Raw genomic sequence first — 15074 nt, 5'->3', positions numbered from 1 at the left:
TGTTATACCCATTACAGTTCGCCCCCTTGAACGGTCTGACGTCTTGAACCTCTTAACTCCGACACTCCACTATAATTTTCAATAACATGTCTAACGTCAGCATCAATCGGAACTTCATAGCTATTACTGCGATACACCTCCAAGTGCATCGTTTTTTCAGCAAGCGACACTCTTGCAATATCTACCGGATCAATCTCAATAATGACAACAGCTTGCCCGGTTTCCTCACCAGCGGATGCCGCCGGCTGAAACGTAGAATCGAGATTACCATCATCACCTTTGCTGCCACTCGACGTACCGAGCACCTTAGCTCGCTTAAGAAGCAAATTAGCATTAACACCATTAAAGCCAATACGTCTATCAAGGTCACCAGACAGATTTTCCACCGGCGAGCTTATTGATAACACATCAACATAAATTCCAGGTCTTATATAATCTAATATTAGGTTAGTACTGCTGACTAATAGTGGGTAAGGCTCTTTACCTTCTGATATAAGCAAATCAATATATCCAGGAGAACCTTTTTTATTTTGGTATTCGGGTAAAACCAAATCACCTTGGGATAAATTTCTATTAAGTAATGTGGCTGGAGAAAAATCTAAATTTACATCAGCCTTAATCCCTTCCCCAATGGCCAAACTCTTAAGAATTTGCTCTCTCTTAACCAAAGAAGCATCGATCGGTTTCCCCTTAACGAGTTGGATGTTTGCTCGCCAGACCTGAACGTATTCTTCAGTTTTTTCAACCGTAGGTTCACTCGTCTTATTTAGGTTCTGATATATTCCATAACCGCCGATTGCAACAGCTGCTACAGCAACAAACAGACTGAGACTTTTTTTCATACAAAACCTCCTGTTACAACATTTTTGAAAATGACCAGAGCAAAACCACTACAGATCGCAACGCCATATGGAATACCTTCATTCGTCGGTTTTAAAGTGCTTAATCCATCCCAAATATTGGAACCATATTTCCCACAAAAATGAAGTAGTAGATAAGTAACAGAAATAACTCCACCAATCAAAATCACCAATATAGTGGCTACAAACATATCGTTCGCTGGTATCGCTAAAGAGAAAGCCAAAATAAGCTTAACATCGCCCCCACCAATAAAATTTGCTAACCAAAAACTAATAAGAACGACACCTAAAACAAAAACAATCAATATCTTACTAAAATCTGAGGTCGTAAACCCTAAAGTAAAAGAAGCTATCGCAATAATTACGACATATAAATTAGGTATTTCTCTCTCCGTTATATCTTTAAAACATATTATCAAACTAAAGAAAATAAGAGTAATAAATGCGGATATATATAACATAATTTACTCTCATAAAAATTTACAAGTAACACTTTATCAAATGAAGTTATTAGCTACCTAATGTAAAATTTCGGTAATATTAGGTAGCTAATCAAACCTAAAATTAGTCGCCAAGGCTAAGATTTGTTCTAATAGTTGCAAACGACGTTTCCAAAGTGTCTACAAAACTAGTCGCATCTGTATAAAAAACTGCGATTAACATGGTTGCCATTGCAACAGCGATTAACCCATATTCAATCGCGGTAACGCCTTTTTCATCATTTTTAAGTTTATTCAAATAATTGAGCATATTTACGTAAAGTTTAATAATCATGATGCCATCCTTTTTTCATGCTTCTAGTGCAAAGCAATTAGATCTTAGTAATCAGATCACTTTCTCACATTCGGTTACTATCGGTTTCCCCGATATCAAAACCAAAAATACACGCGATTTAAAAGTGGTTATTTTTTCATATTACCTATCTAATTAATTTTAAAGGATTTAGCTTCTAAATTAATATTTATTCTTGAAAATTAAGTTCATTTCACCCAAAGTTAAAGTGTGATCTACATCACACTTTAATTTCAAATAGTGCCAATTCAGATTATTAGTATTAGCCTAATACTTACGGTGCAAAGCCTGTAGGAGGGAGATATGAGGCTCACTTTAGACAATTTAATCTCATTTCATACTGTTGCCTCTGAAGGTTCGTTCAGTTGTGCTGCGAGGAAACTAGGTAAATCGCAATCAACGATAAGTGGAGCGATAAAAAATCTAGAACAAGATTTAGGATATTTTCTTTTTGATAGAGGTGGTCACACCGTATCATTAACCGATAAAGGAAAAAAAATATATGCGCTAACCACACCAATAATAAGCAAACACAAAGAGTTAAGTATCATTGCTAAAAATCTATCAAATTCAAATTTAACAAAAATAAAAGTAGGTATTGACCTACTAATGCTAAATTCAAATGTAAGAAATGCTCTTATTGAATTTTCTGAGGAGTTTCCAGAAGTTGAGATAAACGTTGTAACAAAACCAAGCTATATTTTAGGTGATTATATCAATCGTAAGAAAATTGATATCGCGATAGGAAACCCCTATCACAAAACCATCTATAACTTTAATATAGAAGAATTATTTTTAGTTAATTGCATTTGGGTGGCGAGTAAAGAAGTCGTTCAAAACTCAAAATTCAATTCAAAAAACAATCGATTGTTATTGCTTGATGGATATAAAGATATTATTGATTATTCCATCATTTCAAGCCATAACATTTGGGTATTGGATGATATTAGTACTATCCTTGAACTCTGTAGCGCAGGGAAAGGGATAGCCCTTCTTCCACAGCATATCATTGAAACCAAAACAGTAATGAACAAATTAATAAAAATACCCAGTGATACTCAATTGTTTGGTAAGCAAATATATGCGTCCATGATCTGGCCATTGCACAGTGAGTTTGGAAAATATCATCAGTGGATTCATAACAGACTAAGAAGTACCTATCACCTATGAAACATGAACAACAGCTCTATTAAAATATGAAGTATCTCTGTCTTTCAGCTTCATTGATATTAATTAGTTTTAATAGTGAGATCTCAGCGAAAGTGACTTATATGAGAGACTCGATAAACTCTTATGAAGAACTGCAAGAAAATCAAAGATTGCAGCGAATTGTGGTTCCGAAAAGCAAAAGAATACACGAAATACGAGCTTCCAAAACCGATCCACCCGTACTTCTATCCCATAAAATCACTGACAGCGTCAGCAATAAATATACAATATATCAAACTCACATTGAGCGTTCTGCAACAAAGTGGGAAATTCCATCATCATTAATCGTTGCTATGATACACGCCGAAAGTTTCTTCGACCCAAATGCTGTTTCCCACGCCTCTGCTATTGGATTAATGCAAATTCTTGTTAATGGTGGGGCTGCTGAAGTTTCACGCGAACTTTATGACAATAGACCTATCAGAGCACAAGATCTCTTTATCCCTGAATTCAATATTGATGTAGGGACCGCTTATTTGCATCTCTTGGAGACGAAGTATCTCAACAACATTCGCTCCTCTAGCGCGAGAAGACTACTAGCAATTGCTTCCTATAACTGTGGCTTATCTAATCTAATGAAATACTCCTTCGGTGATAAAGACATCAGTTCATTCTCCAAAAATATCAATAAGTTATCAGTTGATGAGTTATATACAATGCTAACAACACAATTACGTATTGCAGAAACAAGAACTTACGTAGCAAAAGTGTACAAACTAAACAAGCAATACCAAGCCTTGCTCAACTGATGCATATATTCTTATATGGCGATGGCGATCATTAAATTTCTAACCTAAAATTTGAATTGATAACAGCTCTGGTAATTGAATACAGTGGCAGGGTTGTTTCGATAATATCTTATAATAAACCGTGGACTTACACGTAGCGGATACCGAATCAAAAATAGCTGTAATTTCTTATCAATGTGGCTACAAGGATGTGTCGTATTTTTCAAGAATTTTTAAGAAAAGGACGGGCGTAACCCCTGCAAGCTACAGACGTGCCTGCACAGATAACAGAAAACGCTAATTTTACTCCCTAAAAGAAAAAATCATGGTACATTTAACATGATTTTAACAAAAATAACCAAAAATAACTTAGCGAAAAACATGGAGTTAGACAATGATTCAGCCTAACGAGTTTAGCCAAGAACAAGCAACAGCTCTCCCTACACCCAATGACATGATTTTAAAATGGGCAGAAGAACGCCCAGATGAAGTCTATTTGAAACAGATTATTAACCGCCAATTTGTCGAGTTTACTTATAAAGAAGTAGCCGACAAAGCTCTGAAACTGGCGTCAGCATTAGAAGGACTCGGAGCCCAACCTGGCGATCGAGTCGCTCTCGTATCGAAAAACTGTGCAGAGTGGTTCATCTGCGATCTTGCCATGATGTTAGGAGATTTTGTCAGCGTCCCAATCTTTCCAACAGCGGGGTCAGATACCATTCAGTACTGTATCGAGCATAGTGAAAGTAAAATTGTGATTGCGGGTAAGCTTGACGATCCTAAAGCCACTCAAAAAGTACTTGATGACAATCCGAGCTTGGTGAGTATTTCACTGCCATACGACAGCGCAGCGAAGTGCCAACACACTTTCGAGCAGCTCATTGAGACACATGAACCATCAACCAAACGTCCTCAGCATCACGACGATAAGCTGATGTCACTTGTTTACACATCGGGTACATCAGGGTTACCAAAAGGCGCAATGCTCACCTACGGCGCGTTTACTTGGTCTGTTCAAAGGTTGATTGACCATATTGGGATCCAACCTGGCGATCGCCTGTTTTCTTACCTACCGCTTGCTCATATTACAGAACGCGTTTACATCTTTGGTTCTTCAGTAATGGGGGGCGTGGTTACGGCTTTCCCTGAATCTTTAGACACCTTTATTGATGATGTGAAAATGCATCGCCCTACGCTGTTTATTTCAGTTCCTCGCTTATGGACTCTGTTCCAGCAGCGAATCCAAGACAAATTGCCACAGAAGAAACTGAACTTCTTACTGAAGATTCCGTTTATCAACAACATCATTAAGAAGAAACTTGCTGATGGCTTAGGGTTAGACCAAGCTCGCGTTCTTGGATGTGGTTCTGCCCCTGTATCACCAGCTCTACTCGCATGGTATGAGAGCGTTGGCCTGCACATTACCGAGGCATGGGGCATGACAGAGTCTTTCGCCTACAGCACGCTCAATTACCCATTCAGAGCCGATAAAATTGGTACGGTTGGTAATGCAGGTCCAGGGATCGAACTCAAAATAGCTGAAGATGAAGAGATTCTAGTTCGAGGCAAAGGCTTATTCTCTGGTTACTACAAGAATGATATTGCAACCCAAGAATCTTTTAACTCGGATGGTTGGCTTCATACCGGTGATATCGGTGATATCGATAGTGAAGGTTACCTAACGATTCGTGGGCGTAAGAAAGATACCTTTAAAACCGCTAAAGGTAAGTTTGTTGCCCCTGTACCAATCGAAAACAAACTGTTTGAGTACAGCCGCGTAGAAATGATGTGTTTGATAGGTCTAGGCCTACCAGGACCAATCCTACTTGTGGTACCGCATGACTTCCCTAATTTCGATAGAGCTCGCTATGAGAAAACGACAAAGCGCGTTATCGAGAAAATGAACGAGCAGCTCGGTTCACATGAGAAGATCAAAGGTGTATTGATGATTAAGGAACCATGGAGCATTGAGAATGGTGTGTTGACCCCGACTCTCAAAATCAAGCGACATATCCTTGAGCAGAAATACCATGAAGTTGGTCATAACTGGCCGAAAGATAAATTGGTGGTTTGGGAAGAATAATCAAAATCGAGAGGGAGCCATTATGGCTCCTTTTTTGTAAGCTCACATTATAAGTACTTAGTATAATCCGCAGCATCACTACTCTCGCAATCTAAACCGACATCCTTTTTCATTCGATGACTTAACGATTTAGAGCAAACAACTTGTCTAGATTTAGCCCCCTTCCTCACCTTAGTATTATCATTGATTTTAAGTACCTGAGTAACAAATATTCCGACCCAACAGGTTATTGCTTTCATGTTCTCTCTCTTGTATTCCCTTTGTATTTATCGCTATTATGAAAACGACCTGTTCGATAATCGAACAACCATTATTAACAAGAACTATAAGCTGAGATTATGGACAATAGACTGCGTCACCTTTCAGGTCTCCGTTACTTTGAAGTTGCGGCTCGCTTGAGCAACTACAGCAAAGCTGCTGAAGAGCTGTTCGTCACTCAAGCAGCCGTCAGCCAGAAGATTCGACAGTTAGAAGAACAGGTTGGATGTAAGCTTTTTATTCGTAAGGGGCGTGCAATGACTTTGACGCATGAAGGGCACACACTTTTTAGACATGTCTCTGATGGATTTCAAGAGGTTCTGCTGGGGTTAAACAAGATCCAATCAGAACCTATTCAAGGGCTGCTTGTTGTTAGAAGTCCCCCTTCTTTTGCTTCGCGTTGGTTACTGCCTAGGCTGTGGAAGTTCTCGGTAAAGCACCCAGAAATCCCAATTAAGGTGCTAACAGGGTCTGATACCCCAAATTTAAAACATGGCGAGATTGATGTGGCTATTCTGCAGGGCGAAGATCTATGCGTTGAAGAAGGCTTGACTCTAGAGATGCTAATCAACGAACCGGTTTACCCTTTTTGTTCTCCTGAACTCGCAAACTCTTTGAACTTCACATCACCTGAACAACTCCTCAAATGTTGGCTAATTCAGTTTGATAGCGGTTGTTTCCCGTGGGAGGAATGGTTTAGGCAAGCAAACATATCGACTCAAAGCAGCACCATTCAGTGGATGGAAGTAGGCACCTTTGATATGGGGCTAACCACGGTCATGGCAGGGCATGGGGTTTGCTTGGCAACCGACAGCTTGGCTGGTGACTTCATCGAACGCGGCTTGCTAGTGAAGCCCTTTGATATAGGCATGACACCTGGGGTTCAAGTCAACCTATGCTTTGATCCTAACTCCCCGAGAGAAGAGCGTATTACCGCGTTCACCAATTGGTTGCACGAAGAAGTAAACGAGCTATTGGAGAGTTAAATCTTATCTCCCACTTCTTTATATAAACTATAAACCTAACTCAACATAGAACGGTAACGTAAACCTCCCGACACCGACAAAACTATGTTGAGTTAAAGCAACGTCGAGTTAAAAGCTACGTTGCCTCGAATCACTCCCAAAATGACTTCTTCAGTTCTTTCTCGACTTGTTCCGACGTAATCCCGACATCTCTCAGTAAATAATCGGGTAGCTCAGACAGCTGCTTTCTAGTTCTACGATTTTGAAAGTACATGCCTAATTTAGAATAGAATTTCTTAATTGATAATGATGAAAAAAATGAATGGTTGGTGTTTGCTGTTGCTGTGATCGTATTCATAGCCTTTCTCCTGTTGATCTTTTGTTTTGTTATGGTCAATAATTAATCAACAGAGCAACATCGACAAACGATAGATACTGGCATTCAGTTAAGGAAAACTAATGTGAGAGAACGCACTCCACCATTCCAAGGGATCTACTATTTTTACACGGCGGCAGAAACAGGCAGTTTTAAACTCGCCGCACAAAAGCTATTTGTCACGGCTGCAGCAGTCAGCCAACAAATTCGCCAACTTGAAGAGTGGTTAGGCGCAGATCTGTTTATTCGCCAGCACCGAAAAATAGTATTAACCCATGAAGGTGAAGTGCTTTACCTGCAAGCGAAGAAAGGCTTTGCTCATATTCAAGATGGGGTGAGACGAATCAACCAAGATCCTAACCCCACTCAACTGTCGATCTCTACCGTGCCTTCCTTTGCTCAGCATTGGCTCGTACCAAGAATTGGCGACTTTCGCGATCGCCACCCTGATCTATCCATGCTAATTGAGCCGACCAATAAGCTAGTCACATTTGAAGATTCTAATGTCGATATCTGCGTTCGATACGGTCATGGAGACTACCCAAACATCGAATCACGTTGGTTGATGGACGAGGTCATTTACCCGGTTTGCCACCCTATTTATCAAGAGAAACATGGTATCTATGACATCGACGATCTGCATAAAGCGGAACTTATTGAAGACCGTTGGCCTGATATGGATTGGAATCTCTGGTTACAAGTCGCAGGGGTAAAAGCTGGCCGAACATCACTGCAATTTGATGGCTCTCATTTTGTGTTAGAAGGTGCGCTATCCGTTCAAGGTGTAGCGCTTGTTAAGCACAGCTTGGTATACCGCTATTTACAAGAAAAGAAATTGGTGCGAATCGGAAACATCGCGCTGAAGCCTAAGTACAATTATTTTTTGTGTGCGCCTCCAGGTTACTTTCATCGAGAAAAGATAAAACGTTTCGAAGAATGGATGCAGAATCAGGTTAAATTATTTGGTAATACAGGTAGAGAAGAGCTTTCGATTATCCACACCGACTACGAACTCAAATGGTCGGATAATTCATAAGGCGAAACTGGTATACTTAGCTCAAATAAATGGCGAGAACATCTCATGACACAAGACAATAATCCACTTCACGGTATCACGCTACAGAAGCTACTGACTGAATTGGTTGAACATTACGGTTGGGAAGAGTTGAGTTACATGGTGAACATCAACTGCTTTAAAAAAGACCCAAGCATTAAATCGAGCTTAAAGTTTTTGCGTAAAACAGATTGGGCTCGTACCAAGGTAGAGCAGATTTACATCGACTTAAAGCGTTAATCTCTCCCTACTTTATCTGTCCCGTGTTGATTAAATACGGGACAACCCCTGTGTCTACTTTTTAGGGGCCATATCAATATCACATCTCGCATCTCGCATCTCGCATCTCGCATCTCTCGCATCTCTCGCATCTCTCGCATCTCTCGCATCTCTCGCATCTCTCGCATCTCTCGCAGTATGTTACAAGCAATAAAAAGCCCCGCAAGCTTTCACTTGCGGGGCTTTTTTAGCTAATTGAGAAAAGGGCTAATTACTTACCAGCTTCTTTTTCTGCTTTAACTTTTGCAATCACTTCGTCAGCAACGTTAGTTGGACATGGTGCGTATTGTGCGAATTCCATAGAGAATTGGCCACGACCAGAAGTGATAGTACGTAGGTGACCGATGTAGCCGAACATCTCAGAAAGAGGTACGTCAGCTTTAATACGAACACCAGTAACGCCAGCTTGTTGATCTTTGATCATGCCACGACGACGGTTAAGGTCACCGATAACATCACCAACGTGATCGTCTGGAGTGAACACGTCAACGTTCATGATTGGCTCAAGAAGTTGCGCGCCAGCTTTAGGCATAGATTGACGGAATGCGCCTTTCGCTGCGATTTCAAATGCGATAGCAGATGAATCGACTGCGTGGAAACCACCATCGAAAAGTTCAACTTCAACGTCTAGAGTTGGGAAGCCAGCTAGTACGCCGTTTTCCATCATAGATGCGAAGCCTTTCTCAACTGCAGGCCAGAATTCTTTAGGAACGTTACCGCCCACAACTACAGAGTTGAACTTGAAGCCAGAACCTGCTTCGCCTGGTTTGATACGGTAATCGATCTTACCGAATTGACCAGAACCACCAGATTGCTTCTTGTGCGTGTAGCTATCTTCAATTGCTTGAGTGATAGTTTCACGGTAAGCAACTTGAGGAGCACCTACAGTTAGGTCAACGCCGTATGTACGCTTAAGGATATCTACCTTGATGTCTAGGTGAAGTTCACCCATACCTTTCAGGATAGTTTCGCCAGTCTCTTCGTCAGTCTCAACTTGGAAAGATGGATCTTCTGCAACCATTTTACCGATAGCGATACCCATTTTCTCAGAACCGCCTTTATCTTTTGGAGATACAGCGATTGAGATTACTGGAGTTGGGAATACCATTGGCTCAAGCGTTACTTGGTGCTTAGGATCACATAGAGTGTGACCAGTTTGCACGTTCTTCATACCAACGATCGCAATGATGTCACCAGCTTGTGCGCTAGTTAGTTCGTTACGGTCATCAGCTTGCATCTCAACCATACGGCCAACACGTTCAGTCTTGCCAGTGAATGAGTTAAGAATCGTGTCACCTTTGTTCAGTTTACCAGAGTAAATACGAACGAAAGTTAGAGCACCGAAGCGGTCATCCATGATTTTGAATGCAAGCGCTTTGAAAGTCTCATCTGTAGAAACGATAGCGTGTTCGCCAGTTTCTTCACCGTTCTCATCCATTAGAGGCTGAGGGTCAACTTCAGTTGGTGCTGGTAGGTAATCTACTACAGCATCAAGGATAAGTTGCATACCTTTGTTCTTGAACGCAGAACCACAGAACGTTGGGAAGAATGCGATATCACGAGTACCTTTACGGATACAACGCTTAACGTCTTCAATAGAAGGCTCTTCACCTTCCATGTAAGCTTCCATTAGGTCATCGTCTTGCTCTACAGCAGTTTCGATTAGCTCTTCACGGTATTGCTCAACGTCATCAACCATGTCCGCTGGAACATCTTTGATTTCGTAGTTTTCAGGAAGACCAGTGTCATCCCAAACGTATGCTTTACGGCTTAGTAGGTCTACAACACCAACGAACTCGTCTTCACGGCCGATTGGTAGAACCATTACTAGAGGAGTTGCACCTAGAACGTTTTTAACTTGGTCAACAACGTTGTAGAAGTCTGCACCCATACGGTCTAGTTTGTTAACGAAGATCAGACGAGATACTTCTGATTCGTTAGCGTAGCGCCAGTTAGTTTCTGATTGAGGTTCAACACCACCAGAACCACAGAATACACCGATACCGCCATCAAGAACTTTAAGAGAACGGTATACTTCAACTGTGAAGTCAACGTGTCCAGGAGTATCGATAACGTTTAGACGGTGATCGTTCCAAAAACAGCTTACAGCTGCTGATTGGATAGTAATACCGCGCTCAGCTTCCTGTTCCATGAAGTCAGTCGTTGATTCGCCATCATGTACTTCACCAGTCTTGTGGATTTGACCAGTTAGCTTAAGGATACGCTCAGTGGTAGTTGTTTTACCCGCATCAACGTGCGCGAAAATACCAATGTTTCTGTATTTCGATAAATCTGCCATTGTCTTACTCTGTTAATAGGATATAAAATGCGCGCAGAGTATATCACAATCTGTGAAGACTGATAGCTTTGCATGCATTTGGGACTAAAAAACTTTGCCTTTTTCTAACATATAGAAAAAGGCACTCAGTAGTAACAATCTAAATGATTGTTAATTATAGTGCTAACCTAAAGCCTAATCGGCGTTAAGGTTAGGCTGAATTGCTGCAGTATAGAGTAGCTGAAGTGAGTTCAATTACAACTCATCAAAAGCATTAATTGCTTCCGATAATTTTTTCACACCGTGGATCTGCATTCCTGGAATGCCACCTTTAGGCATGTTAGCCGCCGGTACAATCGCTTTCTTAAAGCCGTGTTTAAATGCTTCATTTAAACGCTCTTGTCCGCTCGGTACAGGTCGAATCTCACCCGCTAGGCCTACTTCTCCAAATACCACCACATCTTTTGGTAATGCGCGGTCTCTGAAACTAGAAAGTAGAGCCATCACCAACGCAAGATCAGCACTGGTTTCGGTTACTTTAACACCACCGACGACATTCACAAACACATCTTGGTCAGCCATTTGTAAGCCGCCGTGTTTATGCAGCACCGCTAATAACAAAGAAAGCCTGTTTTGCTCTAGGCCGACAGCGACGCGACGTGGGTTAGCCAGCTGTGAATAATCCACCAGCGCTTGGATTTCGACAAGAAGTGGACGCGTCCCTTCCCACACCACCATGACAGAACTGCCCGAGGTTTCTTCTTCACCACGAGACAAGAAGATAGCGGATGGGTTGCTGACTTCTTTTAGCCCTTGGCCTGTCATCGCAAACACACCCAGTTCATTCACTGCACCAAAACGGTTTTTGTGGCTGCGTAGCGTTCTAAAACGGCTATCGGTTCCGCCATCTAATAAAACAGAACAGTCAATAATGTGCTCAAGTACTTTTGGCCCTGCTAAGGTGCCGTCTTTAGTTACGTGTCCAACTAAGAACACAGCAACGTTATTCTGTTTTGCGTAGCGCGTTAATGCGGTTGCCGATTCACGAACCTGTGCAACACTGCCCGGAGAAGATTGAACATCCGCAACGTGCATAACTTGGATCGAGTCGATAACCATGATCTTAGGTTGTTCTTTTTCTGCAACCTGACAAATCTTATCCACGTTCGTTTCTGAGAGCATCTTTAGGTGCTCTTTTGGCAATCCAAGTCGAGACGCACGCATCGCGACTTGTTGCAGAGATTCTTCCCCGGTTACATAGAGAGTCGGTAATTGAGAAGAAAGCTGACACATGGTTTGTAATAGCAGCGTTGATTTACCGGCACCCGGGTTACCACCAATCAGGATCGCAGCACCCGGTACGACACCACCACCAAGTACGCGGTCTAGCTCTTTAAAGCCACTGCTAAAACGTGGGACTTCTTGCAGATCGATTTCTGACAGCGTTTGAACCGAAGATTCAGTTGCACCGCCCGCATAACCACTCAATCGTTCATTACGTGCGACCTGAGGTGAAGCGGCTAACCTAACTTCTGTAATCGTGTTCCAAGCACCACATGCATTGCACTGCCCCTGCCAACGTGGAAAATCGGCACCACAGTCATTACACACATAAGCTCGCTTTGCCTTCGCCATAAAACCTCAATAATTTACTCAATTACACAATGATGTTGTCAATTTGTGACTTATTTGACCGTACGGATGAAAATAAAAGTTGCAGTCATACCACTTATACTTAAAGATCGATTTAAACTAGTCGATAACATAAACGCACCGTCCATTCTAACAAGAAAAGTATGCAGCAATCTGAAATTCTATCTGTAGCAGAACGTTTAATCCCGGCTTACCACGCCGAAGATTTCGAATTCCTTCTTTCTCAAATGACAGAAGGGGAATCGCCGTCTCTGAAGCTGCTCGTTAAAATGGAACTGAATCGTATCATGGCTCCGTGTACAAAGAGCATTGATTTACGCGGGCGTATTGATAATGAGTGTCGTCAGTTCACTCTCGATGGCCGTAAGCACTGGCTCGATGATATCGCTTTAAACGCATATCAACGTGGTACGAAAAAGTTTAAAGGTTACACAGAAGGCGCATGGGAGTTAGTAATGACTCCGCGAACTCAGCCTCTGAGCGTTGTTAAAACATCTTCTCAAGGTAACCACGACATTACTAGCGCCAATAGCCCGTACGAAGCGGAAGCTATTAACCTAGGTTACGACTTAAAACGCCAAGAGAACAGACTCAAGATTAGCTCGCAGGTCGAGATCACCACATCGAAAGGGCAAAGCCTACATGGTGTAACGGTTGATATCTCCCCGTCGGGTGCAAAGTTCAAAGTACCGAGCGCCTTTCGATACAACCTCGGCGAGATCATCAGCGTTAAGTTCTCAGAGCTTATCGAAAAGTCCCAAGAAAACGATGTTAACCAAGCGGTTGAATTTCGTGTTTTGGGTATCGACGAATCTTATGAGAACAACGCGGTCAAATTTCTAAGAACCATCAAGGTAAGCGACAACAATATTGTGGCTCGCTTACTCGATGAGTCTTTAAATAGCACCAGTAAGAAAACCAGCCATGAGAATCAAGATAGGATTATTCGAACTCGTACTCGAGGAATCGAACATACCTATCTAAAGCATACTTGTAACCTACCCCTGTTTTTCAGCGGCAGCGAACTAAAGCTTGCCCTACTGACGGATAACAACCATCCATTATGGCAATATTGGCACGACGAACGAAATCAACAAGCGCTGGGTACCCTGTTCAACGAGCAACGTATGAACCTGTTGGCGAAACCAGGAGTGAAGGGAACCAGTAACGTTATCTACTCTTTTACCCATGAACACCAAAACAAGACCTTGTTCTATTCAATGATGCTGCCTGAAGCCTCTCGTGAACAAAGACAGCTGTTCTGGCACATCGGTGGCAAACGTAAAAGTTGGAAGGCGTTCAAGTTCTCGGTTTTCGAACTTTCAGACACTGAGCGACAAGCATTAGCTAAACACTCGGATACGCTGGCTCAAAGCTCAGCTCAACTGACGCATTGCGGAATCTTGCAAGAGATTGGCGATCACGAAAGTGCGGCGGACTATCTTCTGAGTGAAAAGCCACGCATTCCAAGCAGTGAATTGAACCGCTTCCGTCACCCGCGTACTGTCGTCGGCAATATTCAAAGCATCTACTTTGACTCTCAGACTCGTCGTAAAGAGCCGAGATACCAATTTAAGTCACCGTTGCAACTTACATCACAAGATGGCGCAGCGGCGAACGGACACACCTTAGATATTTCGAAGCGTGGACTGAGCATTAGCCTTGAACACCCAATGGTACTCAAGATTAATGATCCGGTATTAGTGAACTTCAATGAACTGCAGCTCTATGACAAGAACCTGCCACTGAGCACAGTGCCTTACCACGTAATTCGAGTGAGTCCGAATGGTCGCAACGTGCAGTTGGTTATTGCCGAGAACGCCAAGACAATGCGTACCATCGCTTTCCTTAATGGGCTTATCGATCAAAACCAAAGTAAGCTGATTAAGAAGCAAGAGATACTGCCAACACATTCGCTACTCGAATCACTGCACAACATTTTGTTGAGCAAGATGGTCAGTAACCCAATATTCATTGATAAGCCAAGTTCAACGCTGCGCTGTAAGATCATTGGTGTGAATTTCCCACTGAATAAGCATCTAACGTTACTTGCTAAACTTGGTCACAACCAAAAGTTCTCACTCGAGCCAATCTTCAAGGGTCACACCAACTCACTGTTGGCTGAGCCACTAAAAAGAATTGAAGGTGCGGAGCCTAAGCATCATGACGTGTACATTGCTGCAGTGAAGTTTGGCGACAAAATCCAGTCGGTACACACCAAGTTGGTCAAAGACTTCACCTCAGCAAAGGAACGCATCTTATTCATCAAGAAAGCGCAGCACTTAGGTGATGTGTATGTATTGCGAGTCACCACGGCACCTATCTTTAATCCGCTAACGAGTTTATTCCAGTCGGATTTAGAAGAGCTTTCACGCATCAGTATGCATCAAGCTAAGAAGCTAGAGAATGAGGTGACGGCGTTTATCGGTTATGGCGAGATAGAGGACATTACCGATGAAGTGCTGATTCGATTGGAGCTAACACGCTAGCCTCGAGTGGCGTATTAACTTAAGCATGAAAATTGAAAAAGCAGGCTGAT

13 protein-coding genes and 1 pseudogene are annotated in these 15074 nt (G+C 42.2%); 8 read left to right on the top strand and 6 right to left on the bottom strand.

The features are described 5' to 3' along the window. Positions 1-11 precede the first annotated feature (11 nt). From AB4249_RS13715 to AB4249_RS13705, 3 genes are all read right to left on the bottom strand, one after another. Complete coding sequence (locus AB4249_RS13715) at positions 12-842, bottom strand: pilus assembly protein CpaB (RefSeq protein WP_372103594.1); 831 nt, start codon at positions 840-842, stop codon at positions 12-14. Next, positions 839-1321 (bottom strand): prepilin peptidase, encoded by a 483-nt coding sequence (locus AB4249_RS13710; RefSeq protein ID WP_102428930.1) that lies wholly within the window; start codon positions 1319-1321, stop codon positions 839-841. Before AB4249_RS13710 ends, AB4249_RS13715 begins: the two co-directional genes overlap by 4 nt. Positions 1322-1424: 103 nt before the next feature. Continuing rightward, complete coding sequence (locus AB4249_RS13705; RefSeq protein WP_372103591.1) at positions 1425-1634, bottom strand: Flp family type IVb pilin; 210 nt, start codon at positions 1632-1634, stop codon at positions 1425-1427. A gap of 321 nt (positions 1635-1955) precedes the next feature. Between AB4249_RS13705 and AB4249_RS13700 the strand changes: the two genes are divergently transcribed. The 5 genes and pseudogenes from AB4249_RS13700 to AB4249_RS13680 all read left to right on the top strand — a co-directional run bounded on the left by AB4249_RS13700 (position 1956) and on the right by AB4249_RS13680 (position 6916). Further along, positions 1956-2822 carry a LysR family transcriptional regulator gene (locus AB4249_RS13700; RefSeq protein WP_372103588.1) on the top strand — a complete coding sequence of 289 codons (867 nt, stop codon included), beginning with the start codon at positions 1956-1958 and terminating at the stop codon, positions 2820-2822. 101 nt (positions 2823-2923) lie between these two features. Further along, complete coding sequence (locus tag AB4249_RS13695) at positions 2924-3610, top strand: transglycosylase SLT domain-containing protein (RefSeq protein WP_157939983.1); 687 nt, start codon at positions 2924-2926, stop codon at positions 3608-3610. A 136-nt stretch (positions 3611-3746) separates the two neighbouring features. After that, a pseudogene (locus AB4249_RS13690) lies at positions 3747-3890 on the top strand (helix-turn-helix domain-containing protein); the annotation flags it as partial. Between the two features lie 93 nt (positions 3891-3983). Beyond that, positions 3984-5672, top strand: a complete 1689-nt coding sequence (locus AB4249_RS13685) for an AMP-binding protein (protein WP_372057921.1) — start codon at positions 3984-3986, stop codon at positions 5670-5672. 338 nt (positions 5673-6010) lie between these two features. Next, positions 6011-6916 carry a LysR substrate-binding domain-containing protein gene (locus AB4249_RS13680; RefSeq protein ID WP_017060828.1) on the top strand — a complete coding sequence of 302 codons (906 nt, stop codon included), beginning with the start codon at positions 6011-6013 and terminating at the stop codon, positions 6914-6916. A 130-nt stretch (positions 6917-7046) separates the two neighbouring features. On the opposite strand, the gene AB4249_RS13675 is transcribed toward AB4249_RS13680, so the two are convergent. Next, positions 7047-7253 carry a DUF1127 domain-containing protein gene (locus AB4249_RS13675; protein ID WP_372103585.1) on the bottom strand — a complete coding sequence of 69 codons (207 nt, stop codon included), beginning with the start codon at positions 7251-7253 and terminating at the stop codon, positions 7047-7049. 103 nt (positions 7254-7356) lie between these two features. Between AB4249_RS13675 and AB4249_RS13670 the strand changes: the two genes are divergently transcribed. Both AB4249_RS13670 and AB4249_RS13665 read left to right on the top strand, forming a co-directional pair. Next, positions 7357-8307 (top strand): LysR substrate-binding domain-containing protein, encoded by a 951-nt coding sequence (locus tag AB4249_RS13670; RefSeq protein WP_372102527.1) that lies wholly within the window; start codon positions 7357-7359, stop codon positions 8305-8307. Positions 8308-8352: 45 nt separating this feature from the next. Further along, the gene (locus AB4249_RS13665; protein WP_012604684.1) at positions 8353-8565 is read left to right on the top strand and encodes a VF530 family DNA-binding protein; all 213 of its coding nucleotides are present in this window, start codon (positions 8353-8355) and stop codon (positions 8563-8565) included. A 250-nt stretch (positions 8566-8815) separates the two neighbouring features. Here AB4249_RS13665 and fusA read toward each other — a convergent pair whose 3' ends face one another. Together fusA and radA are read right to left on the bottom strand one after the other, a co-directional pair. Then, positions 8816-10903, bottom strand: a complete 2088-nt coding sequence (fusA, locus tag AB4249_RS13660) for an elongation factor G (RefSeq protein WP_017058825.1) — start codon at positions 10901-10903, stop codon at positions 8816-8818. A gap of 234 nt (positions 10904-11137) precedes the next feature. Beyond that, positions 11138-12517 (bottom strand): DNA repair protein RadA, encoded by a 1380-nt coding sequence (radA, locus tag AB4249_RS13655; RefSeq protein ID WP_017063288.1) that lies wholly within the window; start codon positions 12515-12517, stop codon positions 11138-11140. A gap of 161 nt (positions 12518-12678) precedes the next feature. On the opposite strand from radA, the gene AB4249_RS13650 reads away from it, so the two are divergent. Beyond that, positions 12679-15024, top strand: coding sequence for a PilZ domain-containing protein (locus tag AB4249_RS13650; RefSeq protein WP_372103582.1), 2346 nt, complete (start codon positions 12679-12681; stop codon positions 15022-15024). Positions 15025-15074 lie beyond the last annotated feature (50 nt).

Source organism: Vibrio sp. 10N.261.55.F4, from assembly GCF_041470465.1.
GTDB classification, from domain to species: domain Bacteria; phylum Pseudomonadota; class Gammaproteobacteria; order Enterobacterales; family Vibrionaceae; genus Vibrio; species Vibrio crassostreae_C.
Note: the sequence above shows the minus strand (reverse complement) of the source record. Positions and strands in the feature narration are given on the sequence as shown.

Excerpts from the sequence above, each read along its gene's own strand:
- AB4249_RS13715 (WP_372103594.1), bottom strand. The coding sequence starts at position 842 with ATGAAAAAAAGTCTCAGTCTGTTTGTTGCTGTAGCAGCTGTTGCAATC.
- AB4249_RS13710 (WP_102428930.1), bottom strand. The coding sequence starts at position 1,321 with ATGTTATATATATCCGCATTTATTACTCTTATTTTCTTTAGTTTGATA.
- AB4249_RS13705 (WP_372103591.1), bottom strand. The coding sequence starts at position 1,634 with ATGATTATTAAACTTTACGTAAATATGCTCAATTATTTGAATAAACTT.
- AB4249_RS13700 (WP_372103588.1), top strand. The coding sequence starts at position 1,956 with ATGAGGCTCACTTTAGACAATTTAATCTCATTTCATACTGTTGCCTCT.
- AB4249_RS13695 (WP_157939983.1), top strand. The coding sequence starts at position 2,924 with ATGAGAGACTCGATAAACTCTTATGAAGAACTGCAAGAAAATCAAAGA.
- AB4249_RS13685 (WP_372057921.1), top strand. The coding sequence starts at position 3,984 with ATGATTCAGCCTAACGAGTTTAGCCAAGAACAAGCAACAGCTCTCCCT.
- AB4249_RS13680 (WP_017060828.1), top strand. The coding sequence starts at position 6,011 with ATGGACAATAGACTGCGTCACCTTTCAGGTCTCCGTTACTTTGAAGTT.
- AB4249_RS13675 (WP_372103585.1), bottom strand. The coding sequence starts at position 7,253 with ATGAATACGATCACAGCAACAGCAAACACCAACCATTCATTTTTTTCA.
- AB4249_RS13665 (WP_012604684.1), top strand. The coding sequence starts at position 8,353 with ATGACACAAGACAATAATCCACTTCACGGTATCACGCTACAGAAGCTA.
- fusA (WP_017058825.1), bottom strand. The coding sequence starts at position 10,903 with ATGGCAGATTTATCGAAATACAGAAACATTGGTATTTTCGCGCACGTT.
- radA (WP_017063288.1), bottom strand. The coding sequence starts at position 12,517 with ATGGCGAAGGCAAAGCGAGCTTATGTGTGTAATGACTGTGGTGCCGAT.
- AB4249_RS13650 (WP_372103582.1), top strand. The coding sequence starts at position 12,679 with ATGCAGCAATCTGAAATTCTATCTGTAGCAGAACGTTTAATCCCGGCT.